At 76.5% G+C, this 23,566-nt stretch carries 11 protein-coding genes; all 11 read right to left on the bottom strand.

The genetic code is table 11. The features are described 5' to 3' along the window. Positions 1-2 precede the first annotated feature (2 nt). The 11 genes from ACGFNF_RS25695 to ACGFNF_RS25745 are packed head-to-tail and all read right to left on the bottom strand — an operon-like array spanning position 3 to position 23,314. Entirely contained in the window at positions 3-893 is an 891-nt protein-coding gene (locus tag ACGFNF_RS25695; protein WP_357578586.1) for an AzlC family ABC transporter permease, read from the bottom strand. Further along, complete coding sequence (locus tag ACGFNF_RS25700) at positions 886-5,865, bottom strand: amino acid adenylation domain-containing protein (protein WP_393171236.1); 4,980 nt, start codon at positions 5,863-5,865, stop codon at positions 886-888. Before ACGFNF_RS25700 ends, ACGFNF_RS25695 begins: the two co-directional genes overlap by 8 nt. A 12-nt stretch (positions 5,866-5,877) precedes the next feature. Continuing rightward, entirely contained in the window at positions 5,878-7,653 is a 1,776-nt protein-coding gene (locus tag ACGFNF_RS25705; RefSeq protein WP_357578584.1) for a condensation domain-containing protein, read from the bottom strand. Beyond that, complete coding sequence (locus ACGFNF_RS25710) at positions 7,653-10,472, bottom strand: amino acid adenylation domain-containing protein (RefSeq protein ID WP_393171238.1); 2,820 nt, start codon at positions 10,470-10,472, stop codon at positions 7,653-7,655. Before ACGFNF_RS25710 ends, ACGFNF_RS25705 begins: the two co-directional genes overlap by 1 nt. Then, positions 10,469-11,311, bottom strand: coding sequence for an SDR family oxidoreductase (locus ACGFNF_RS25715; RefSeq protein ID WP_132238351.1), 843 nt, complete (start codon positions 11,309-11,311; stop codon positions 10,469-10,471). Before ACGFNF_RS25715 ends, ACGFNF_RS25710 begins: the two co-directional genes overlap by 4 nt. After that, positions 11,304-12,008, bottom strand: a complete 705-nt coding sequence (locus tag ACGFNF_RS25720; RefSeq protein WP_357578582.1) for an alpha/beta fold hydrolase — start codon at positions 12,006-12,008, stop codon at positions 11,304-11,306. Before ACGFNF_RS25720 ends, ACGFNF_RS25715 begins: the two co-directional genes overlap by 8 nt. Further along, positions 12,005-12,757 (bottom strand): thioesterase II family protein, encoded by a 753-nt coding sequence (locus ACGFNF_RS25725; RefSeq protein ID WP_151457456.1) that lies wholly within the window; start codon positions 12,755-12,757, stop codon positions 12,005-12,007. Before ACGFNF_RS25725 ends, ACGFNF_RS25720 begins: the two co-directional genes overlap by 4 nt. After that, entirely contained in the window at positions 12,750-18,095 is a 5,346-nt protein-coding gene (locus tag ACGFNF_RS25730) for an amino acid adenylation domain-containing protein (RefSeq protein WP_357578581.1), read from the bottom strand. The genes ACGFNF_RS25725 and ACGFNF_RS25730 overlap by 8 nt, the downstream gene beginning before the upstream one ends. After that, positions 18,092-19,108, bottom strand: a complete 1,017-nt coding sequence (locus ACGFNF_RS25735) for a TauD/TfdA family dioxygenase (RefSeq protein ID WP_132238359.1) — start codon at positions 19,106-19,108, stop codon at positions 18,092-18,094. Before ACGFNF_RS25735 ends, ACGFNF_RS25730 begins: the two co-directional genes overlap by 4 nt. Then, a complete protein-coding gene (locus ACGFNF_RS25740; RefSeq protein ID WP_357578580.1) occupies positions 19,105-20,163 on the bottom strand; it encodes a TauD/TfdA family dioxygenase in 1,059 nt (352 codons plus the stop codon). Before ACGFNF_RS25740 ends, ACGFNF_RS25735 begins: the two co-directional genes overlap by 4 nt. Beyond that, complete coding sequence (locus tag ACGFNF_RS25745) at positions 20,156-23,314, bottom strand: amino acid adenylation domain-containing protein (RefSeq protein ID WP_357578579.1); 3,159 nt, start codon at positions 23,312-23,314, stop codon at positions 20,156-20,158. Before ACGFNF_RS25745 ends, ACGFNF_RS25740 begins: the two co-directional genes overlap by 8 nt. Positions 23,315-23,566 lie beyond the last annotated feature (252 nt).

Here is a 23,566-nt window from a genome sequence, read left to right on the forward strand (position 1 = left end):
GGTCACCTTCCGTCCGTGTCACGGGCCGTCTCGACGGCCCGGCGTTCCCCGGCCGCCGCCCCGGCGGTCCGCGGCTGCGGCGTTCTCGGCTCCGGCCCGCCCGACTCCGCCGTCTCCCCTGGCGTCTCCCCCGGCTCGCCCGGTTCCTCCCCCGGCTGGCCCGGCTCCGCCGGCTTCGGCGGGAACCACCGCCGTTCCACCAGCTCGCAGGCCATGCCGACGAACGCGCCGCCGAACGCCGCCACGATCAGGCCGAGGTTGTAGGGCAGCCCGAGCAGGAGCAGGGCCAGCGCCCCGGCGGAGACCGCCGTCGTCCAGACCTTCCAGCCGACCAGCGCCGAGGCGAGCACGACCAGGAAGACGGCGGTCATCGGGAAGTCCAGGCCGGAACGCAGCCGCTCCGGCAGCAGGTGCCCGGCGATCATGCCGACCACCGTGGCGACAGCCCAGTTGACGTACATGACCGCGGAGGCGCCGAAGTAGAACATGCTCTTGCGCCGGGCCGGCTCGTCGCCCTTGATCCGGTCGAAGGCCACGAAGAACACCGCGTCGATCAGGCCGAAGCCCAGCAGCAGCCGCCAGCGCTGCGGCAACTCGCGCACGTGCGGCGCGAGCAGCGTGGAGTAGATCAGCATCCGCAGGCTGAGGATCAGCGTCGTCAGGACGATGACCGGCCAGGCCGCCCCCTCCGAGATCAGCTTGAAGCCGATGAACTGGGCGGTCCCGGAGTTGACCACCATGGCCAGGCCGAACGTCTCCAGGTAGGACAGGCCGGCGGCCAGGCCGAGGGTGCCGCCGATCACGCCCAGCGGAAAGGCGGAGAGCAGGAACGGCACCATCGAGCGGGCGCCGGCGACGAACTCGTCCCGCGCGGTCGGCGTACGGTCAGACATGGTTCTCCCCAGGACGGCGGGCGGACGGTACGGCGGCGGCCGCCGGCGGCGCGCCCGGACCCGTCGCGCCGACGATAGCGGCCACGTCGGCCGCGCGGGTGCGGCAGAAGTAGTGTCCGCCCCCGTCGATCTCCCTCAGCTCCACGTCGGCGGCGACCCGCCGCCACGCCTCGTGCGCCGCGCCCGGCCCGGCCGTCAACGGGTCGTCGGCGGCCACGACCACCGTGACCGGCACCGGCAGCGGCTCCCCCACCCGGTCCCGCAGGTAGCGGTGCGAGCCGACGGCGTCGTGCCGGAAGGCGGCGACCAGGGCGTCGACGTGCCCCGCGTCCAGGCCGTCCAGCTCGGTGAAGCCGGTCTGGTCCACCAGCCAGCCCACCACGTCCGCCGGCGCCATGCCGGTGACCTCCGCGATGCTGGCGTCGATCTCCTCCGGCCCGCGCAGCAGCTTGCCGCCGAGGAAGAGCCGCTCGGGTGGCCGGCCGGCGGCGGCGAGCAGCCGGGTGACCTCGATCGCCGCCGCCGCGCCGACGCAGTGCCCCCAGACCAGCACCGGCCGGCCGCCCAGCTCCCCGATCTCGGCGGCCACCCGGCGGGTCAGCTCCGGCAGGTCCAGCAGCGGCTCGGGCCGGCTGACGTCGTGCCCCGGCAGCGCCACGGCGTGCACCGCGATCCGGTGCGGGGCCAGCGCCTCGGCCAGCGGCCGGAAGGCGAGCGGGTTGCCCGCCGCGTACGGGAAGCAGACCAGGACCCGGTCGTGCGCGGCGTCCGGCGGGGACAGCGGTTGCAGCAGCCGGTCCTCCGGCGCGGCGTCCGCCTCGACGGCCCGGGCCAGCGGGCCGAGCGTGGAGGTGGTCATCAGCTGCCGCAGGGTGACCAGGGGCCGTAGCGCGGCGATCACCCGCATCGCGGCGAGCGAGTTGCCGCCCAGGTCGAAGAAGTTGTCCTCCTCGGCGATCCCGGCCAGCGGCACGTCGAGCGCCGCCGCCCACGCCTCGGCGATCCGCCGGGCGACGGGCGTGCCCGGCGCGGTCCGCCCCGCCGGCGCCGCCGGCCGGCGCGTCGCCGGTGCGGCCCGGTCGAAGCGGCGCCGGGTCGGGGCGACCCGGGGCTCGGGCAGGCCGGGCCGCAGCCCGTCGTGGGCGCGCTCCGGGTCGGTCGCCAGCTCCGCCAGCACCCGCCGGTACACCTCGCCGATGCCCGCCGCCTGCTCCGGCGTGAAGGCCGCCGAATGGTAGTGCAGGCTCAGCCGGACCCGGTCGGTGAAGAAGTCCCGCATGAACTCGGCGCGCAGCGCGAACTCCGTCTCCGTGCTCACCTGCACGTCGAGCAGGTCGAAGCCGGGCAGCTCGCGCAGCTGCTTGAGCAGGTAGAAGTGGGTGTAGTTGAAGACGGTCTCGAACAGCAGGTCGGTGGTGCCGGCGTCCGCCTTCATCTGCGCCATCGGGTAGCGCCGGTGGGGCAGCAGGTCCGCCTCCGCGCGGTACACCGCCCGGACCAGGTCGGCCCAGGAGCCGCCGCCGAGGTCCACCCGCATCGGCACGGTGTTGAGGAACAGCCCCAGCGCCCCCGTGGCGCCCTCCGCCTCCGGCCGGCCGCTCTGCTCGTACCCGGTGACGACCTCGGTGTCCCCGGCGAGCGCGCCGACCACCTTGACGTGCGCGGCCAGCAGCACGGTCTTCAGCGGCACCGCCAACCGGTCGGCCGCGCGCAGCAGCCGCTCGGAGAGCGCGTCGTCGATCTCCACCTCGTGGAAGACGACGGGCCGCTCGGCCGGCGCCTCCGGCGGCTGCTGCCACCGGGGCAGCTCGGTGACCCCGCCCGCGGCGAGGACGCCGCGCCAGAAGTCGCGGTCCGCCGCCGACTCCAGCGCCCGGCGTTCCAGCCCGATGTAGTCGCGGAAGTGGTTCTCCGCCGGTCCCTCGTCCGGCCGGTCCCCGGCCAGCAGCCGGTAGTAGGTGTCGAAGAGCTGGGTGTGCAGCAGGGTGATGCTCCAGCCGTCCAGCGCCGAGTTGTGCTGGCTGACGCTGTAGCGGTACAGCTCGTCGCCGAGGACGTGCACGTGGATGCGGACCAGGCCCGGCTCCTGCCAGCGGAACCGGTACGACTGCTCGCGCGCGTGCCAGTCGGCGTGCCAGCGTTCCTGCTCGGCCGGGTCGCGGTCGCGCAGGTCCACCACCCACAGCGGGCTCGGCGCGTCGGCGTGCACGAGTTGCAGGTACTCGCCGAAGCCGGTCAGGTGGTAGCTGGTCCGGAAGATCGGGTGCCGCGCGACGAGGATCCGCACCGCCTCGGTGAACGTCGCCTCGTCGAAGGGCGCATTGATCAGGAAGCTGATGATGTCGTGGTACTGGGCGGCGCCCCGGGACAGCTCGTTCTCGTAGATCAGCCCCGCCTGGAGCTGCCCGAGCGGGTACGCGTCGACCACCCCGTCCGGCAGCAGGGCCCGGTCCGCCTCGTCGAGCAGGGCGAACGGCGGGTGCGCCACCGCCCGTTCCGCGCCCGGCGGGCCGGCCGCGAGCAGCGCCGCGATCGTCGGGTGGCGGAACAGCTGCTGGAACGTGAGGTCCACCCCGGCGGCGTGCGCCCGGGCCAGCACGGTGACGAAGTGGATCGAGTTGCCGCCGATGGCGAAGAAGTTGTCCTCCACGCCGACCCGGTCGAGACCCAGCACCTCGGCCCAGATGTCGGCGAGGATCCGCTCGGGCCCGGTGCGCGGCGCCACGTACGGCCGCTCGGGCGCGGCCGGCTCGGGCAGCGACCGCCGGTCCAGCTTGCCGCTGCCCGACAGCGGGAACTCCGCCAGCTCGACCACCCGGGCGGGGACCAGGTAGCCCGGCAGCAGGGTGCCGAGGTGGGCGGTGAGCGTCGCCTCGCCCACCGGCTCGTCGGCGACCACGTAGCCGATCAGGTTGCCGTCGCGGGCCACCACCACCGCGTCCTTGACGGCCGGGTGCCCGCGCAGCGCCTCCTCCACCTCGCCCAGCTCGACGCGGTAGCCGCGAACCTTCACCTGGTGGTCGAGGCGGCCGAGGTAGTCGAGCGTGCCGTCGGGCAGCAGCCGGGCCAGGTCGCCCGTGCGGTACACCCGCTCCTCGCCCACCTCCGGCGCGGCGACGAAGCGGTCCCGGGTCAGCTCCGGGCGGTTGAGGTAGCCCCGGGCGAGCTGCACCCCGGCGACGCACAGCTCCCCCGGCACCCCCACCGGCTGGGGGCGTAGCCGCTCGTCGAGCACGTACAGGCGGGTGTTGTCCACGGGCCGGCCGATCGGCACCCGCTCCCGGCCGGGCCGGCAGCGGTGGTGGGTGACGTCGACGGTGGCCTCGGTGGGGCCGTACAGGTTGACAAGCGTCGCGCCGGGCAGCAGCTCCGCGAGCCGGTCCACCTGCCGGGGACCGAGCGCCTCGCCGCTGGCGAAGACCTGCCGCAGGCTCGCCAGCCGGCCGGTGTCGGCGGTGCCGAGGTAGTCGAGGAACGCGCCCAGCATCGACGGCACGAAGTGCACGGTGGTGACGCCGTGCGCCTCGACCGCCCCGATGATGGCCTCCGGGTCGCGCTCCGCGCCAGCGGGAAGCAGGCAGACGGAGGCGCCCTCGCGGGCCCACCAGAACAGCTCCCACACCGACACGTCGAAGGTGGTGGGGGTCTTGTGCAGGATCACGTCGGCGGGGCCGATCGGGTACAGCCGCTGCATCCAGGCCAGCCGGTTGGCCAGCGAGCGGTGCTCGATCATCGCGCCCTTCGGGGCGCCGGTCGAGCCGGAGGTGTAGATGACGTACGCGAGGTCCCGCCCGTGGCGCGGCGCGTCGGGGCCGGGCGACGGGACGGCGGCGGGCACCGGGCCGGCGGTCGGCAGCGGGAGCACCGGCACGCCGTCCGGGACCCGCGCCGGGTCGGCGGCGAGCACCACAGCGGCCCCGCTGTCGTCGAGCAGGTAGGCGACGCGCGCCGCCGGGTAACCGGGGTCGACCGGCAGGTAGGCGCCGCCGGCCCGCAGGGTGGCCAGGATCGCCACCAACTGCTCGCGGGAGCGCTCGGCGAGCACGCCGACGATCGACTCCGCGCCCACCCCGGCGCCGCGCAGCCGCTCGGCGTACGCGGCCACCCGGGCCTCCAGTTCCGCGTACGTCCAACTGCCGGCCGCGGTACGGACGGCGACGGCGTCCGGGCGGGCGGCGGCCCACCGGGCGACCCACTCGTCCGGCCGGCCGGCCGGGTCCTGGCCGACGCCGGTGTCGTTGACCTCCCGCAGCACGTCCCGGTCGCCGTCCGTCAGCAGGCTCAGGTCCGCCACCGGCGCGTCCGGCTCCGCCAGCGCCCGACCCAGCAACAGCGCCAGGTGGGCGCCGATCCGCTCGGCCGTGGCGCCGTCGTAGCGGCGGGCGTCGTGGTGGACCGTCACCTCGGCGGCGCCGAGGGCGAAGAACACCCCGACCCCGGCGCCGTCCGGGGCGCCGCCCCCCACCGCCACGTCGACGAGCGGGTGCGGGCCGGGACCGGCGTCCGCCGCCAGTTCCTCGGCCAGCAACTCGACCGGGTAGTCGGCGTGGCGCGCCGCCTCGGGCACCGCCGTGCGCAACTGCCCGACCAGGTCGCGGTAGCTGCTCTCCGCCGCGCAGCGCACCCGCAACGGCAGCATCCCGGCCAACTGCCCCGGCTCGCCCGGACGGCCGACGAGCATGTCGTCGGCGCCGGTGTAGCGGCGCAGCAGGGCGGCCACCGCGGCCGTCACCAGGACCTGGCGGGCGTCCTCGCCGCCCCGGCCGGCCCGGGTGAGCCGGTCGACCACCGCCTCGTCGAGCGGCACGGTGACGGCCGCCGGCTCGGGCGGGGCGCCGGGCGCCGGGGTGCGGTCGGCGGGGAAGCCGACCGGGTCGGCGCCGGAGCCGAGCACGGCACGCCAGTGGCGGGCGTGCTCCGGGCGGCGCGCCGCGGCGATCTTGAGCTGGCCCCGCGTCATCAGCGACTGCATGATCTCTCCGGCTCACAACTCGATGTCGATGGTGGAGGGTGCCCCGGCGGCGACCCGACGGGCCCCGGTCAGCTCGCCGACCGGCACCCCGGGGTCGGCCAGGACGGTGTCGGCGATCTCCAGCCAGAGGTCGGCGAAGGCCCGCACCGTCCCGGGCAGGAACAGCCCGGCGTCGTACGCCCAGTGCACGCGCAGCGAGTCCGCGCGCTCGTAGACCTGCATGTCCAGGTCGAACATGGCCTGGCCGGTGGGCGCGACGGCCAACTCGACCCGCCGCCCCAGGAAGTCGGCGGCGGCCACCTCGGCGTGCTGCATCGCGAACAGCGTGTCGAAGAGCGGATGCCGGTCCTGGTCGCGGACCGGCAGCACCTCGGCGACCAGCGTGTCGAACGGGTAGTCCTGGTGCGCGAACGCGTCGACCACGTCGTGCGCCACCTCGGTCAGCAACTCCCGGAAGGTGGCCTCCGGCCGCACCCGGTGCCGCAGGCAGACCGTGTTGACCAGCATCCCCATGGTCGCGTCCAGGCCCGGGGCGCCGCGACCGGCCACCGGGGTGCCCACCGTGACGTCGGTCCCGCCGGTCGCCGCGGCGAGGAAGGTCGCGTAGCAGGCGAGCAGCACCTGGAACAGGGTCACCCCCTCGCGCCGGGCCAGCGCCCGCAGCGCGGCGGTCCGCTCCGCCCCGACGTCGAACTCGACCGTGCCGGCCCGCGCCGTCGCCGGGCGGCCGGTCAGCCGCGCCGCGTCGGTGGGCAGCCGCAGGGGCGCCGGCGGCTCGGCGAAGCGCCGCCGCCAGTAGTCGCCCCCGGGCGGCTCCCCGGCGGCGGCCCACACCGCGTAGTCGGCGTACTGGGCGGGGACCGGCGGTGGCTCGCCGCCGGCGTAGACGGTGTCGACCTCGCGCAGCAGCAACGCCAGGGAGAGGCCGTCGGTGACGATGTGGTGCAGGTCCAGCGCCAGCACCGGGCCGTCGCCGGTACGCCGCAGGCCGGCCCGCAGCAGCGGCGGGGCGGCCAGGTCGAACGGCTCGACCGGCAGCGTCCCCGTGCCCTCGACCTCCGGCAGGTCGAACCCGACGGCCGGCAGCACCCGCTGCACCGGCCGGCCCGCCTCGGTGCCGAAGGCGGTGCGGAGGATGTCGTGCCGGGCGATGACGGCGCGGAACGCGTCCGCCAGGCGGGCGCGGTCGACGTCCGCCGGCAGCGGCACCAGCAGCGGCAGGTTGTAGGTCACCGACGCGGGGTCGCGGGACTGGGCGAGGAAGACGCGGCGCTGCTGCGGGGAGAGCGGGTAGGCGTCCGCCGCCTCGGCGCGGGGCAGCGGCACGGCCGCCCGGGCCCGACCGATCTCCTCGGCGAGACCGGCCACCGTCGGGTGGCGCAGCACCGCCGCGAGGGAGACGCCCACCCCGAGGGCCCGCTGCGCCTCGACGGCCAGCCCGGTCGCGGCGAGCGAGTCGCCGCCGGCGGCGTAGAAGTCGTCGAGCACGCCCAGCTTCGGCACGCCGAGCAGGCGTTCCGCGATGCGTACCAGGACGCGCTCGGTGTCGTCGCGCGGCGGCAGGTACGCCCCGAACCGGTCGTCCGGCTCCACCAGGTCGGCGGGGTCGAGGGAGTCGACCTGCACGATGTGCCGGGGCAGCTCGGCGTCGGGCACTTCCCGGGCGAGCAGGCCGCGCAGGTGCAGCGGGTCGAGGTAGTCCTCGGCCACCACGTACGCGCAGCCGCCCTTGACGGCCACCTCGCGCACCTGGGGCCAGAGGCGGGTCAGCGTGTCGACGTCGGCCATCACCGCTCCGTACCGGTCGCGCCGACCAGGGCGCGCACCGTGGGGTGCACGTACAGGTGGCGGGGGGTGAACTCGCCGAGGCCCTGCGCGCGCAGTTCACGCAGCAGCCGCAGCGCGAGCAGGGAGTTGCCGCCGAGGTCGAAGAAGTTGTCCTCCGGCCCCACCTCGGCGCCGAGCACCCGCTCCCAGACCACCCGGATCCGCTCGGCGCGGCCGGGTCCCGCCCCGGGGTCGGCGGGTTCCCGGGGGGCGGGCAGGGGCCGGGCGGCCGGCGCGGGCAGCCGGGCGGCGTCGAGCTTGCCGTTGGCGGTGAGCGGCAGCGCCGGCAGCGGCGTCACCGTGGCCGGCACCATGTACTCGGGCAGGATCCGGGCCACCCGGCGGCGCAGCTCGGCGGGCGGGTCGGCCCCGTCGGCGAGCACCACGTACGCGTGCAGCCGGGCGTCGGCGGTGTCCACGGTGACCGCCACGGCCAGCACGTCCGGGTCGTCGAGCAGCACCTGGCGGATCTCGTCCAGCTCGATCCGGTAGCCACGGATCTTGACCTGGTCGTCGAGCCGGCCCAGGTGCTCCAGCCGCCCGTCCGGGAGCAGCCGACCCCGGTCGCCGCTGCGGTACATCCGCCCGCCCCGCCAGGGGTCGGGCAGGAAGCGCTGGGCGGTCAGCTCGTCGCGGTGCAGGTAGCCGTCGGCCACCCCGGCGCCGCCGACGTGGATCTCCCCGGCGGCGCCCGGCGGCAGCAGCCGCCCCGCCGGGTCGAGCACGTGGACGTACCAGCCGGGCAGCGGGCGACCCACGGAGCGGGTGCCGGCCAGAGCCAGGCCCCGGTCGATGGTCTGCGCGGTGACGTGCACGGTGGTCTCGGTGATGCCGAACATGTTGACCATCCGGCAGTCGCGCTCCGGGTACCGGTCGAACCAGCCGGTCAGCATGCCGGCGTCCAGCGGCTCGCCGCCGAACACCACCAGGCGCAGCCCCAGCCGGTGCGCGGCGCGCCGGTCGGCGTCGACGAGCTGCGCGAACGCCGACGGGGTCTGGTTGAGCACGGTGACCCGCTCCGCGCGCAGCAGGGCGTGGAACTCGGCCGGGTCGCGGACCACCAGGTGCGGAACGACGACCAGGTGCCCGCCGGTGAGCAGGCAGCCCCAGATCTCCCAGACCGAGAAGTCGAACGCGCTGGAGTGGAACATCGTCCAGGTGTCCGCAGGGCCGAGCCCGAACTCGTCCCGGGTCGCGGCGACCAGGGCCAGCACGTTGCGGTGCGGGACCTGGACGCCCTTCGGCCGGCCGGTGGAGCCGGAGGTGTAGATGACGTACGCGGGGTCGTCCGGGCCGGCCGTCGCCGGCCCGGTGCCCGCCGCGTCGTCGGTGTCGGCGGCGAGCAGTTCGTCGACCTCCACGCCGTCGGCGCCGACGAGCAGGCTCACGCGGGAGTCCTCGACGGTGTAGCGGATGCGCTCGGCCGGGTAGGTGGGGTCGATCGGCACGTAGGCGGCGCCGGCCCTGAGCACGCCGAGCAGCGCCGCCACCAGGTCCACGGAGCGTTCCAGGCAGACGCCGACCCGGGTGCCCGGGCCGCAGCCCCGCGCCCGCAGCGCCGCCGCGATCCGTCCGGCGCGGGCGTCGAGCTGGGCGTACGTGAGCCGGTCGTCGCCGTAGGACACCGCCGGGGCGTCCGGGGTGGCCCGGGCCCACCCGGCCACCCGGTCGTGGATGCCGCCGGTCGGCTCGGGCAGGCCGCCGGCCGCCCCGCCGAGGGCCGCGACCCGGTCCCGCTCGGCGTCGTCGAACAGGTCGCAGTCGGCCAGCGCGCGGTCGCCGTCGGCGAGGAGCTGGCCGAGGACGCGGGCGACGTAGCCCGCCACCGTGGCGACCACGTCGGCGGACCACACGCCGGTGCGGAAGTCGCAGGTGACGGTGCCGCCGCGCAGGCTCAGGGTTAGCGGCCACGGCGGCGTCAGGCTGGGCAGGTAGGTGTCAGCGGGGCTGTCGGCGGTGAGCACGCCGACCACGGCCTCCGGCGGCCCGGCGTCGGGCGTCCGCCCGGAGGAGGGCCACGGGGCCGGCTCGGCGGGTCGGGTCGCGAGGGCGCGCAGGGTGCCGTCCACCGACACGGGCACGACCGCCGGCCCCTCGTCGCGCAGCGTGCCGACCCGCACCCGGCGCACGCCGCCGAAGCGGGCCAGCACCGCGCCGACCGCGCCGGTCAGCGCCAGCAGGTCGGTCCCGGCGGGCACGGCGAAGGCGTACGACGCGGGCCGGTCGGCGCGCGGGTTCCCGCCCCGCCAGGCGGTGTCCCCCTCGTGTTCCCCGTCGTCCTCGGCCCCGGTCCCGGCCGTCTCGACGGCGGCGCTCCCCGGCGGCTCCGCCTGCCCGGCCGGCCTCGGCTGCCCGGCCGGGTCCGGCGCGACACCCTCGGGGCGGTCCCCGGGCCCCGGGCCGGCGGTCGGCTCCGCCCCGGCCGACGGCGTGGTCCCGGCCGCCTCGACGGCCAGCTCGCCCAGCGCGCGGCCGTTGAGCGGGCCACGCCGGGCGACGAGCACCAGGTCGGCGCCGTCGTCGTGGCGCAGCAGCACCGCCCGCACCGGCGGACCGTCGGCGGGCAGCGGTCGCGCCAGTTCGGCGGCGCGGCGCGCGGCGGCCGCCGACGCGGGCACCCGGTCCACCCAGAGCCGGGCGGCGTCGAGGCCCCGCCGCGCCAGCGCGGCGGCGAACCGGGCGGCGACCTCGGCGGGGTCGCCGGCGACGGCCACCGCCGCCGCGTGGCAGGAGCGGCCCGGGTCGGACTGTTGTCGGGTGGGCTGTGGACGGCTGCTCATCGGGTCGTGAATCCTCCGTCGACGGTGATGACCGAGCCGGTGACCTGCGACGACTCGTCGGAGGCCAGCCAGAGTGCGGCCTGGGCCACCGAGTCGGGCTCGATCAGGGCGTTCATCGGCTGGGCCTGGACGAACGTCTCCTCGTGCTCGGCGACCGGCACCTCCAGCGACCGGGCGATCTCGGCCAGCATCCGACCCTCGACGTACGGATCGTCGCGCACCGAGCCGGGGCACAGGGCGTTGACCCGCACCTTCAGCGGCGCGTAGTCCAGCGCCGCGGCCCGGGTCAGGCCAACCAGGCCGTGCTTGGCGGCGACGTACCCGGCGAAGTGCCGGTAGCCGACCAGGCCGGCGGTCGACGCCACGTTGACGATGCTCCCGGCGCGCTGCCGGCACATCACCGCGCCGACCGCGCTGACCATCCGCCACGGGCCGGAGAGGTCGACGTCGAGCATGAGCTGCCACTCGGCCTCGCTGATCTCGTGCACCGGCTTGCCGGAGGGCGCCGCGATGCCGGCGTTGTTCACCAGGACGTCGATCCGGCCGAACCGGTCCAGGCAGAGCGCGACGGCGGCCCGGACCGCGTCGAGGTCCCGCACGTCGGCCTCGACCGGGTACGCGGCCACCCCCAGCTCCGCGCAGAGCTTGGCGGTGTGCGTGAGCTGGCTGGCCGAGCCGAGCGGGTACGGCACGTCGGGCAGGTCGTGGGCCACGTCCACCAGGACCAGGTCGGCGCCCTGCGCCGCGAAGGCGGTCGCGCAGGCCCGGCCCAGCCCTCGCGCCGCGCCCGTGATGATCGCGGTCCGGCCGGCCAGCCGGCCCGGCGTCGGCTCAGGCACCGGCCAGCCTCCGTCGCACCAGCGCCAGCAGCTCGGCCGGGTCGTCGGCGAGGTACATGTGTCCACCGGGGACGGTGAGGGAGGCGAACCCGGCGGAGGTGACCCGGTCCCAGCCGGCCAGCGCCGACGCGGCCACCAGGGTGTCGTCGGCACCGCGCAGCGCGGTCACCGGCACGTCCAGCCGCTTGTCGCCGCCCGGCCGGTAGCCCTCGTGCAGCTCCACGTCGGCGCGCAGGGTCGGCAGCAGCAGCTCCCGCATGTCGGGGTCGGCCAGCGCCGGGTGCGTGTAGCCGGCGAACTCCTCCACCCGCGCCACGAACTCGTCGTCGGGCAGGTCGGCGGCCGTGTGGTCGCGGCCCGACCACGGGTCGGGCGAGCCGCTGACGAACAGGTGCGCCAGCCGCACCCCGACCGCCTGGGCCAGCCGGCCGGCCATCTCGTACGCGAGCACCGCGCCCATGCTGTGGCCGAACAGCGCCACCCGGTCGCGGCCGGCGACCAGTTCGAGCACCTCGTCGAGGAGCCCGTCGACGGCCTGGTCCATCCGGCGGTACGGCTCCTCGACGAAGCGCTTCTCCCGGCCCGGCAACTGCACCGGGAGGATCTCCAGGTCGGGCGGTGCGACCCGCTGCCACGGTTGATACACCGAGGCGCCCGCGCCGGCGTACGGGAAGCAGAGCAGTGACGTGACGGTCAAGACGGCTCCTTGCCGAGGAGGGCGGACCGGACGGCGCCGAGCAGTCCGGGGTCGGCCCGGGCGAGCAGGTCGTGCCCGCCCGGGACGGTGACGGTGGTGCAGCCGGCGGTGGTGAGGTCGGCCCACGCCGCCGTCCCGACGTCGTCGACGTGCGGGTCGGCGTCGCCGCGGATCGCGGTGACCGGCACGCCGATCGGGCCGGCGTCGCGGTAGCGGTAGCTGCGGCCGAGTTCGAAGTCGGCGCGGGCCGCCGGCAGCGCGGCGGCGGCCAGCTCCGGGTGCGCGGCGACGGCCGCCGGCATCGTGCCCAGCGCGACCAGCTCGGCGAGGAACGTGGCGTCGTCGGCGCCGGAGTGGTCCGGTTCGACCTCGGCGCGGTGCGGGGCGACAGCCGAGGAGACCACCAGCAGATCGGCCGGGCGGTGCCCGCGTCGCTCCAGCCGGCGGACCAGCTCGAACGCCACGTACGCGCCGAGGCAGTCGCCGTAGACCGCGTAGGGCCGGTCCAGGTGCGGCGCCAGGGCCGCCTCGAGGGCCTGCACCAGCGGCGTCATCCGTCGTGGCGCGGGATCGGCGACCCGCTCTCGGCGGCCCGGGTACTGCACCGCGTTCACCTCGACGGCGCGCGGCAGCCCCGCCCGCCAGGTCTCGAAGGCCCCGGCGTTGCCGCCCGCGTAGGGCAGGCAGAACAGGCGCAGGGCGGGCCGGGCGACGGGCGCCCGGACCACCAGCCACGGGTTCTCAGCCATCGCGGCTCACCCGCTCGACGACGGCGCCGTAGCTGCCCAGCGCGACGAACTCCGGCAGGGTGATGGTGCTGCCGTGGCGCTGCCGCAGCGCGGTGACCAGGCGCAGCGCGCGCAGCGAGTCGCCGCCCGCGGCGAGGAACTCCGCCCGCTCGCCGCGCGGCGCCACGCCGACGACCTCCTGCCAGACCGACGCGACCCGGGCCGCCCAGCGGTCCCGGGCGTCCCCGTCGCGCGGGGCGGGGACGACGGGACCCGACGGTCCGACGGCCGGCAGCGGCGCCGTCGGGTCGGTCGCCAGCAGCCGGCGGTACGCCTCGGCCAGCCGGTCGGCCCGCGCCTCGTCGACGTGCCGGGCGTCGTACTGGAGGGTCAGGGCGAGCTGGCCGGTCGCCGGGTCCACCTCCACGTCGACGGCGAGGCTGAACGCCACGTCGACAGTGATGCCCCGGCTGTCGACGATGCGGCTGCCACGGCCCCCGCCGCCCTCGCCCTCCTCGGCGCCGCCGTGGAAGTGGGTCCAGTTGAAGAAGTGGTCGAACCGGGGCCCGGCCCCGCCCGCACGGACGATCTCGGCGAGCGGGAACCGGTGGTGGCCCATCAGCGACCGCTCCGCCTGCCAGGCGTCGGCGGCCAGCTCGGCCAGCGACCGGGTGCCCAGCACGGCGCTCACCGGCAGGGTGTTGAGGAACAGCCCGAGCGTGGCGTCGCTCCCCTCGGCCTCGGGCCGGGCGCCGACGACCAGCCCGGTCACCACCTCGTCCCGGCCGGCGACCTCCCCGATCACCCGCAGGTGGACCGCGAGCAGCCAGGACTTGGCCGGTACGCCGGCGGCCCGGGCGGCCTCGGTGACGGCGTCGGTGGTGGACGCCGCCAGCGGCACCCGACGGGTGGTGGTGATCCGTGGCTCCGCCCCGCCGAGCAGCAGCGGCGGCACGCCGCCGGCGCCCTCGAGCCAGAACCGGCGCGACCCGGCGTCCGCCACGGCCTCCCGTTCCGCCGCCACGTACGCGCGGAAGGGCAACGTCGGGCGGTGCGGCACGGACAGCCCGGCGCGGCGCCGGTCGTACGCGGCCAGCAGCTCGCCGAGGAGGAGGTGCAGGCTCCAGCCGTCGAGGATCGCGTGGCACTCCGCCACGATCAGGGTGAAGGTGTCGGTGTCGTCGCGCACGGCGTGCAGCCGCAGCAGCGGCGGCCGGTCCCAGTCGAAGGGCCGCACCCGCTCGGCCGCCACCAACTCGTCGACGCGGGCCCGGCGGGTGGCCTCGTCGGCGTCGGTCAGCTCCGTCACCGGCACCTCGACCGGCACCTCGGCGTGCACCAGTTGCAGCGGCTCGGTGTGGGCGCCGAGGGAGAAGCCGGTCCGTAGCACCGGGTGCCGCGCGACCAGGTCGGCCAGCGCGGCGCGCAGCGCCTCCGCCTCCAGCGGCGCGTCGACGCGGTGCGCGGTGACGTTGTGGTACATCGCCGGGTCGCCGGTCAGCTCGCAGTGGTAGACCATGCCCTGTTGCAGCGCGGTCATCGGGTAGGCGTCGGTCAGCCCGGCGGGCAGGCGGTCCCGGTCGGCGGCGACGACCAGGGCGAACGGCTCCGCCGCCCCGGCCACGTCGGAGGCGTCGGTGGCGTCGGCGTCGGGCCCGGTGAGGGTGATCTCGCCGTGCGCGACCAGTTCCCGGATCGACTGGTGCACGAAGATGTCGCCGAGCCGGAACGACAGGCCGCGCCGGTTCGCCGCGACCTGCATCTGGATGCTGCGGATCGAGTCGCCGCCGAGGGCGAAGAAGCTGTCGGTCACCCCGACCGACTGCGTGCCCAGGACCTCCCGCCACGCCTCGACGAGGATCTCCTCGGCCCGGTTGGCCGGCGCCACGGCCGGCTCCCGCCGGGCCCGGTCGAGCTCCGGCGCGGGCAGCGCGGCCCGGTCGAGCTTGCCGTTGCGGGTCAGCGGCAGGTCGTCGAGGAGCACCACGGCCGCGGGGACCAGGTGGGCGGGCAGCCGCTGGGCGAGCCAGTCGGTCAACCGGGCCTCCAGCGGGCCGGCGGCCGGGCCGTCCGGGACCGCCACCGCGGGCCGCGGGTCGGCGGCGTACTCGGGACGCACGGCGTGCAGGGTGTGCCGGTCGGTGCCGGTGAGCAGGTCGTCCTGGCGGGTGACCACGTCGAACCCGCGGTCCTCGAAGAGGGCGATCAGCTCGTCCAGGCGCCCCTCGGTGCCGGTGCCGACGGCGTCGTGCACCTCCATGGCGACCTGCGCGATGAGCGGCCAGTGCCGCTCCTCGATGCCGGCGAGCACGTCGGCCTCGGCCCGCTGCACGTCGATCTTCAGCAGGTCGATGCGCTCCGGCGCGACCTCGTCGATGACCTCCGACAGCGGGCGCACGTCGACTGTCACCTCGGCGCCGTCGAAGCGCTCCGCCAACAGCTCGTCGACCCGCTCCAGCAGGGTCTCCCGGTCGGACTCGCCCCGGTCGCGCTCGTTGGCGAGGAACCGCTTGATCACGGCGACCTCGGCCGCCGGGTCGGCGTACGCGGCCTGGCCGGACATCATCGAGTAGCCCGGGTAGTAGGTGAAGGAGACCTGCCCCGGCGCGGTGGACAGACCCACCGGGTGCACGGTGGCCGGCACGCCGAACTCCTCGACGTTGCGCCGCAGGGCCGCCACGACCGACGGCACCGGCTCGAAGGCGTGGATTGTCGCGTCCGGGCAGGCCGCGTGGACGAACAGCGAGAACATGCCGATGTTGGCGCCGACGTCGAAGACCGTCGCGCCCCGGCGCAGCACGATGCCGTCGCGCAGGTAGACCCGCTGCGTGAAGATCTCGTCGTACAGGTAGCGGGTCTCGTGCGGGTTGATCCCGGCGACCCGGTCCAGGTCGACGTCGACGGCCGGCGCGGCCGGGCGGACGTAGCCGACGAGGCGGTCGCCGTGCCCGTCGTCGTCGCGGGCCACGACCGCCGCGTCGGCGACCTCCGGGTGTGCCCGCAGCGTCGCGGCCACCTCGCCCGGCTCCACCCGGAAGCCGTGGATCTTCACCTGGTCGTCCAGCCGGCCCAGGTAGCTCAGGCGCCCCTCGGCGTCGAAGCGCACCCGGTCGCCGGTGCGGTAGACACGCTCCGTCCGGCCGCCGGGCAGGGCGGCCCGGACGAACCGGCGGCCCGTCGTCTCCGGGTCGCCCAGGTAGCCGTCGGCCAGCTGCGGCCCGCTGACGCAGAGCTCGCCGGCCACGCCGGGCGGCACCGGCCGCAGCCGCTCGTCGAGGACCCACGCGCCGACGCCCGGCAGCGGACGGCCGATGGTCGGCGCCGTCGCGGGGCGGATCTCGGCGGCGGTGCTGTCCACGGTGCACTCGGTGGGCCCGTACAGGTTGACCGCCCGGACGCCGGGCAGCGCGGCGAGGGTGTCCCAGAGGTCCGGCGGGATCGCCTCGCCGCCCACCAGCAGCAGCTCCGGCAGCCGGGCGTCGCCGGCCCCGGCGAGCAGGATGCGCAGCTGGGAGGGGGTCAGGTCGAGCACGTCGACCCGGTTGTCGGCGAGGGTCGCGGCCAGCTCGGCGCCGTCGCGCCGGGCGTCCTCGGGCACCAGGTACAGGCTGCGGCCGTGGGCCAGCTGCACGAGCTGCTTGACCGAGGCGTCGAAGGTGAGCGGGGCGTTCACCGCCACCCGCAGCCCGGCCCGGCTGCCCGCGTACACGGTCTCCTCGAGCGCGTACGCCAGGTGGGCCGCGGCGCCGTGCGGGACCTGGACCGGTCGCGGCGTGCCCGTGGAGCCGGAGGTGAAGATGACGTAGGCCACATCGGTGGGCGCCGCCGGGGGCACGGCCGCCGTCGCGGTGCCGGCGGCCAGCTCGGCGACGGTGGCGCCGGCGAGTCCCGCCGGGCCGCCCGCGCCGACGACGAGCCCGGCGTCGACCGCGCGGACCTGCGCGGCGAGCCGCTCCGCCGGCGCCGCCGGATCCAGCGGTACGTACACCGCGCCGGCCCGCAGCACGCCGAGGAACGCGGCGACGGTGTCCCGGGACCGGGTGGCGAGCACGCCCACAGGTGAGCGGTGCAGCCCCCGCTCGACCAGGCCGGCGGCGACCCGGGCCGCGACGTCGCGCAGCTCGCCGACGGTGTACGTGCCGTCGGCGGCGACCACCGCCGGGCTGTCCTGGTCGGCGCCGGCCAGCCCGTCGTCGAGCAGCTCGACGAGGGTGCGCACCGCGGCGCGGGACGGCTCGCCGGCCGCGTCGGCGAGCCAGCGGGCCTCCCCCTCGCCGGTGAGCACCAGCGGCGTGCCGTCGGCCAGCGCCCGGGGCAGCGACCCCAGGATCGCCAGCAGGCCCTCCAGCAACCAGCGGCCCCCGACGACCCGCAGGGTCACCTCGTCGTCGCCGACCACGGCGGTCAGCTGCGGGCCGGCCGTCGCGGGCGGCGCGGAGACCTCGACGGCGGTGGCGCCCAGGCCACCCAGGGCCGCCGGGTCCCCGGCCGGTACGACGGCGAAACCGGCGACCGCGTCGGAGTGTTCGCCGACCGGCTCGACCAGGTGGAACGCCTCCTCGGCGGCGGACTCGGCGGCGCGTACCTCGTCGAGCAGCGCCTTGGGCGCGGCCGGCAGGGGCAGGCCCAGCCGGACCGGCGCGTGGCCGCCCAGCGGGCCGACGACACCGGCCGTCCCGGTGGCCTGCCGCCCGTCGCTCCACCGGGCCAGCACCAGGTCCGCGTCGTCGACCCCGGCGGGCGGCTCGGCCCGGCGGGACAGCGCGAGCGCCCAGGCGGCGAAGAGCAGGTTCGCGACGCCGACGCCGGCCTCGCGCGCGGCGGCGCTCAGCGCCGCGGCGGGCACGGTCGCGGTGCCGACCTCGACCGGGTCGTCGCCGTGCGGGGTGACCAGCCGCGCGGCCGGCGCGGCGGGGGCGCCGAACGGGTCGGCCTCCTGCCGCTGCGACAGCTGCCACTCGGTGACGTCGAGGAACTGCAGGGCGTCGGGGTCGTCGGCCAGCCGGCCGTCGGCGTACGCGCGGGCCAGGTCGGCGAGGACGAGCCGCAGGCTCGCCGGGTCGGCGATCAACGGCGTGGCGGCCAGCTCCAGGGCGTCGTCGGTGACGGTCACCGACAGCTCGCCCTGGGCGCCGACGACGACGCTGCGGTCGTCGTCGACGTCCTGCAACGGCACCCGCAGCCCGGGGTGGTGCACCAGGGTCAGGCGCAGCGCCTCGTGCCGGGCGACCACCGCGTCCAGGGCGGTCTGCAACCGGGCCCGGTCCAGCGGGCGGTCGAGCAGCACCCGGGCGCGGACCAGGTCCTGCGCCCCGGACCAGGCCAGCCGCTGGATCGGGGACAGACGGTAGCCGTTCACACCACGCTCCGGTTGAGGTAGAGGTCGGACATGGCGACCAGGATCTGCCGGTCGCCGCTGAAGGGTTCGCGACCGTGGGTCGCGAGGAAGTTGTCCACCACCAGCACGTCGCCGCGCTGCCAGGGAACCGACACCGCGTGTTCCCGATACAGGTCCCGGATGCCGGCCACCACCTCGTCGGGGATCGGTTCGCCGTCGCCGTAGTAGGCGTTGCGGGGCAGCCCCTCGGGCCCGTACTCGCGCAGCAGGGCGGCCGACACCTCGGCGGGCATGTTGGAGACGTGGAACAGGTGCGCGTGGTTGAACCAGACCGTCTCGCCGGTGCGCGGGTGGGTCGCCACCGCCTGCCGACGGGCCCGGGTCCGCAGCCCGTCGCCGTCGAGCCAGGTGTACTCGGTGGCCGAGTCGGCGCAGTACTTCTCCACCTCGGCGCGGTCGGTCGTCTGGAACGCCTCCTGCCAGGGCAGGTCCAGGTGCGGGCCGTAGTTGCGCACGTAGCTGACCCCGTGCCGGAGGAACCGCTGTCGTACCTCGGCGGGGATGCGCGGGCTCACCACCCGCTCGCTGGCCAGCGGGGTCGCGCCGCCGCTGCCGGTGGCCGGCTGGGCGCACCAGAAGTAGAGGTGGGTGGGCCAGTTGTGCGAGTACGACATCTCGTGGTGCAGCGGGATCCACTGCTCGGCGTTGAACTCGGTGGAGGTGAAGACCTTCTCCGCGACCTCGTGCCGGGGCGCGGCGCGTTCCAGGTAGCCGAGCAGGTCCGGGCTGACCGCGCGGGCGGCCCGGCTGAAGTCGTCGGCCGTGGCCACCTCGAAGCCCCGGAAGAAGACCGCCCCGTGGGCGTCGAGGTCGCGCAGCAGCTCGTCGCGGCGCCCCGCCAGCCAGCCGGCCAGGTCGAGGTCCGGCACGGCGGCCTCCACCAGCAGCACGAACGTGTCGTCGACCAGCACCCGGCGGGACACCGGCGAGGTGACCGCGCCGCTGCCCCGTCGGCGCGGCGCCGGCCCGGTCACGACCGCACCCCCGTGGCGGTCACGGTGGCGGCGGCCAGCTCGGGCGCGGCGACCGGGTCGGACATCGCGGTCAGGATGCGCCGGGGCGGCGTGAACGGCTCCCGGGCGTGCGCGGCCAGCATGTTCTCCACCAGCAGCACGTCGCCGCGCCGCCAGGCGAAGGAGCGGGTCTCGGCCGCGTACGCGGCGCGCAGCTCGGCCAGCACGTCGTCGCCGATGGGCGTGCCGTCGCCGTACGCGGTCTGGTAGGGCAGGTCCTCCTCGGCCAGCGACGCGCGCAGCCCGGCGCTGACCTCCGCCGGCAGCGAGGTGACGTGGAAGAACAGGGCGTGGTTGAACCAGGTCCGCTCCCCCGTCACGGGGTGCTCCCGCACGGCGGGGCGGACCTGGCGGGTACGCAGCTGCTGCTCGCCGACCCACTCGACGTCGATCAGCGCGCGGGCGCAGTACGCCTCGACCTCGGCCCGGTCGTCGGTCTGGAACGCCGTCTGCCACGGCAGGCTGATCCCCGGCAGGTAGTTGCGCCGGTAGAGCACGCCCCGGCGCTCGAACCCGGCGACCGTCTCCGGGCGCAGCCGGGCGAGCACCCGGCGGCTGTCGGCCAGCGGGGTGCGCCCACCGGCGGCGGGCTCGGTCTCGCAGTGGAAGACGATGCGCAGCGGCCAGTTCACCGTGTACGACTGCTCGTTGTGCAGCACGATCGGCTGGTCGGCCGGGTGCTCGGTGGAGGTGTAGACGCCCTCGGTCACCTCGCTGCGCGGCGACGAGCGCTCGCCGTAGCTGAGCACGTCGTCGGAGAGGGCGGCCATGACGGTGCGGAAGTCGGCCGCGCCGTCCACCGCGAAGCCACGGAACAGCACGGCGCCGGCGCGGCGCGCCAGTTCGTCCACGGTGGACCGGTTGCCGGCCAGCCAGGCGGCCAGGTCCACGTCGGGCACGTTGGCCTGGACGAGGGCCGGCAGGGGCCCGCCGGGCCAGTCGGGGCGTACGTCGACCAGGGACCGTTCGCGGCCGCGGCGCGGGATCACCGGCGCGACCGGGGTCTGCTCACTCATCTCTCGTTCCCCCCAGGGTGTGGGCACATCGGGCGAGGCTGCGCCGGGGATCGGCGGCCGCGCCGCGTAGGAATGCGGTGAAGCGGCGGTGCCACGTGTCGACCAGTTCGCCGTCGAAGCGGTCGGTGCGGTAGGTCCAGAGCGCCGCCAGCCCGTCGCGGCGCTCGTCGAGCCAGAGGGTCAGGTCGAGCCGGGCGGTGTCGGGGGTCAGCTCCACCCCGACGAACTCGCCGCCGGAGGCGTCGACGTGCCGGGCCGCCGGGGCGTTCTGCACGCCGAACGCGACCTGGACCAGCGGGTTGCGGCCCGGCTGCCGGGCCGGGCGGAGCCGCTCGACGACGACGTCGAACGGCACGTCCTGGTGGGCGGCGGCGAAGAGGGTCACCCGGCGCGCCTCGTCCACCAGGTCGGCGAAGGACCGCTCCGGGGCGGGCCGCAGGCGCAGGGGCATGGTGTTGACGAAGCAGCCGACGCTCTGTTCGGCGGCGACGCTGGTCCGGCCGGCGAAGGCGACACCGATCAGCACGTCGGTGCGGCCGGTCTCCGCAGCGACCAGCGCGGCGAAGGCGGCCAGCCCGACCATGTGCAGGCTGGCGCGGCTGGCGCGGGCGAGGTCGCGGACCACGGCGGCGGTGTCGTCGTCGATGCGGGTCCGCAGGGCGGCCCCGGCCGGGGAGCTGTCGGCGCGGGGCGACGTGGCGGCGGCGAGCGCCGGTGCGGCGGCGGGCAGGTCCAGGGTCGTCGGCGCGCCGCGCAGCGCGGCGACCACGGCGGCCACGGCCTCCCGGCCGGCCGGGGCGGCCAGCCAGTCCCGCTGGGCCACGGCGAGTTCCGCCGGGCCGGTCGCCGGACCGGCCGGCCACGGCGGGCCCGCCCCGGCGCCCGCCGCCTCGGCCTCGCAGGCGCGGCCCAGGTCCCGCACGATGACGCTGAACGACCAGTCGTCGCAGACGATGTGGTGGGCGACCAGGAGCAGCGCCGCCCGCCCGTCGTCGGCGGCGACCAGTCGGGCGCGCAGCAGCGGGCCGGTGGCGAGGTCCATGAGGGTACGCGCCTCGGCGGCGGCGAGCTGGTCGAGCTGCTCGTCCAGCGGCACCCCGGCGCGGGGCGGGGCGACGACCAGCGGGACGTCGAGGTCGTCGCGGACCCGCTGCACCGGGCCGTCCGGGGTCGACGGGAAGACGGTACGCAGCGCCGGATGCCGGGCCACCACGCGGCGCAGTGCCCGGTCGAGCGCTCCCGGGTCGGTCCCCGGCGGCAGCCGGACCGCGAACGACACCAGGTAGGAGGTGTCGGCCGGATCCAGCTGGTGCAGGAACCACAGCCGGGTCTGCGCGGCCGAGAGCGGGGCCGCGTCCACGGGCGCCGCGGGTGGCGTACCGCCCGCCGGGTGCCCCGGCCCGGGTGCGGCTCCGGCGGTCGCGGTCCCGGCGGTGCCCGTGGTGGTGGCTCCGGCGGCCCGGCGCAGGTCGTCGAGGTGGCCGGCGAGCGCCTCCACCGTGGCGTGTGCGAACAGCGCCGCCGGGGCGACCGGCAGGCCCGTCGCGGCGGCGAGCCGGGTGGCGCAGCGTACGGCCAGGAGGGAGTCGCCCCCGAGGGCGAGGAAGTCGGCGTCCGTTCGGTCCACCGGCCGGCCGAGCACGTCGCGCCAGACGGCGGCGACCGTGGCGGCGGAGCCGGCCAGCGGCGCGCCGTCGCCGTCGCTCGCGGCGGGGGCGACCTCCGGGGCGGGCAGCGCCGCCCGGTCGACCTTGCCGTTGGGGGTGGTCGGCAGGCGGTCCAGCCAGACGACGGCGGACGGCACGAGCGGGGCGGGGACCGTCTCCCGCAGCAGGTCCCGCACGTCGTCGCGGCGCTCGCCGACGAGGTAGCCGACGAGCAGCGGGTCGCCGCTCGGCCCGGTCCGCACCGCGGCGGTCGCCTCGCGTACGCCAGGCAGGGCGGCCAGCCGCGCGGCCACCTCGCCCAGCTCGATGCGGTATCCGCGCAGCTTCACCTGGTCGTCCATCCGGCCGAGGAACTGCAACTGCCCGTCCGGGCGCAGCCGGACCCGGTCGCCGGTGCGGTACATCCGCTCCCCGGGGCGGAACGGATCGGCCAGGAAACGCGCCCGGGTCTCCTCCGGCCGGTTGAGGTAGCCCCGGGCCAGCCCGGCGCCGGCCAGGTACAGCTCTCCCGGCTCCCCGGGCGGCACCGGCCGGCCGTCCTCGTCGAGCAGGTAGACGCGGGTGCCCGGCAACGGACGGCCGATCGGCGGGTCTCCCCCCTCGGCCGGCACCTCCGCCCAGGTCGAGTAGGTGGTGTCCTCGGACGGCCCGTAGAGGTTGCAGAGCCGGCGTACGTGCGGCCGGGCGAGCACCCGGGCGGCGAGCGCCGCGGTCAACGGCTCGCCGGCGAGGCAGACGGTGCGGACGCTGCCCGGTAGCGCGCCTGCCGCGAGCAGCTCGCTCATCGCCGACGGCACGGTGTTGACCAGGGCGACGGGCAGCCGGTCGGCGTCCGGCGCGGCCAGGGCCAGCGCGTCGCGGACGAGCACCACCCGACCGCCCCAGCAGAGCGGGCCGAAGAGCTCGAAGACGGACAGGTCGAAGCAGACGGACGTGGCGGCGAGTACGCCGCCCAGTTCGACGTCGGTGAAGGTCTCCCGGGTCCAGTGCATGAGCACGGAGGCCGAGCGGTGCTCGACGGCGACGCCCTTGGGCCGGCCGGTCGAGCCGGAGGTGTAGATGACGTACGCCAGGTCGGACGGGTCGCCGGGCAGGCCGGGCCGGGCCGCCGGGCGGGCGTCGGGGTCGAGGTCGGGGTCGTCGAGACGCAGCGCGGCGTCGGCGAACCGGTCGGCGAGGTCGGCCACCGTCAGCACCAGTCGGGCCCCGGAGTCCTCGGTCATGAAGGCGACCCGGGCGGCCGGGTAGGCCGGGTCCAGCGGCACGTAGCAGGCACCGGCCTTGAGCACGCCCAGCAGCGCGGCCACGAGCCGGGGACTGCGGGGCAGGCAGACGCCGACGCGGTCCCCCTGGCGCACCCCCCGGTCGACGAGGAGCGCGGCCACCCGGTTGGCCGCCGCGTCCAGCTCGCCGTAGGTGAGGACCTGCCCGTCGCACCACACGGCGTCGGCGTCCGGGGTCCGGTCGACCTGGGCCTCGACCATCCGGTGCAGGGTGTCGACCGTGGACGGTCGGACGGCGGGTCGGGACGGGGTGGGCCGACGGACGGGCCCGGCGGGGCGCGCAGGTGCGCTCACCGCGAACCGCAAACTGGCATGGCGCGTCCCACCGAGCGCTCCCCCAATACTGACGGTGATCGGTCGCGCGCCCGCTGCCAGGTCGACGACCGGAGATGGTGACACATCGTGACCATGAGCCACCGAGCCATCGCTCTCCGCAGAGAGAGTCCACGACCG

The organism is Micromonospora sp. NPDC048868, assembly GCF_043198195.1.
GTDB classification, from domain to species: domain Bacteria; phylum Actinomycetota; class Actinomycetes; order Mycobacteriales; family Micromonosporaceae; genus Micromonospora; species Micromonospora reichwaldensis.

What these genes read in the sequence shown, in the direction of transcription:
- ACGFNF_RS25705 (WP_357578584.1), bottom strand. Translation starts at nt 7,653, where the DNA reads ATGGCCGACGTCGACACGCTGACCCGCCTCTGGCCCCAGGTGCGCGAG.
- ACGFNF_RS25745 (WP_357578579.1), bottom strand. Translation starts at nt 23,314, where the DNA reads ATGGTCGAGGCCCAGGTCGACCGGACCCCGGACGCCGACGCCGTGTGG.
- ACGFNF_RS25710 (WP_393171238.1), bottom strand. Translation starts at nt 10,472, where the DNA reads ATGAGCAGCCGTCCACAGCCCACCCGACAACAGTCCGACCCGGGCCGC.
- ACGFNF_RS25700 (WP_393171236.1), bottom strand. Translation starts at nt 5,865, where the DNA reads ATGCAGTCGCTGATGACGCGGGGCCAGCTCAAGATCGCCGCGGCGCGC.
- ACGFNF_RS25695 (WP_357578586.1), bottom strand. Translation starts at nt 893, where the DNA reads ATGTCTGACCGTACGCCGACCGCGCGGGACGAGTTCGTCGCCGGCGCC.
- ACGFNF_RS25725 (WP_151457456.1), bottom strand. Translation starts at nt 12,757, where the DNA reads ATGGCTGAGAACCCGTGGCTGGTGGTCCGGGCGCCCGTCGCCCGGCCC.
- ACGFNF_RS25740 (WP_357578580.1), bottom strand. Translation starts at nt 20,163, where the DNA reads ATGAGTGAGCAGACCCCGGTCGCGCCGGTGATCCCGCGCCGCGGCCGC.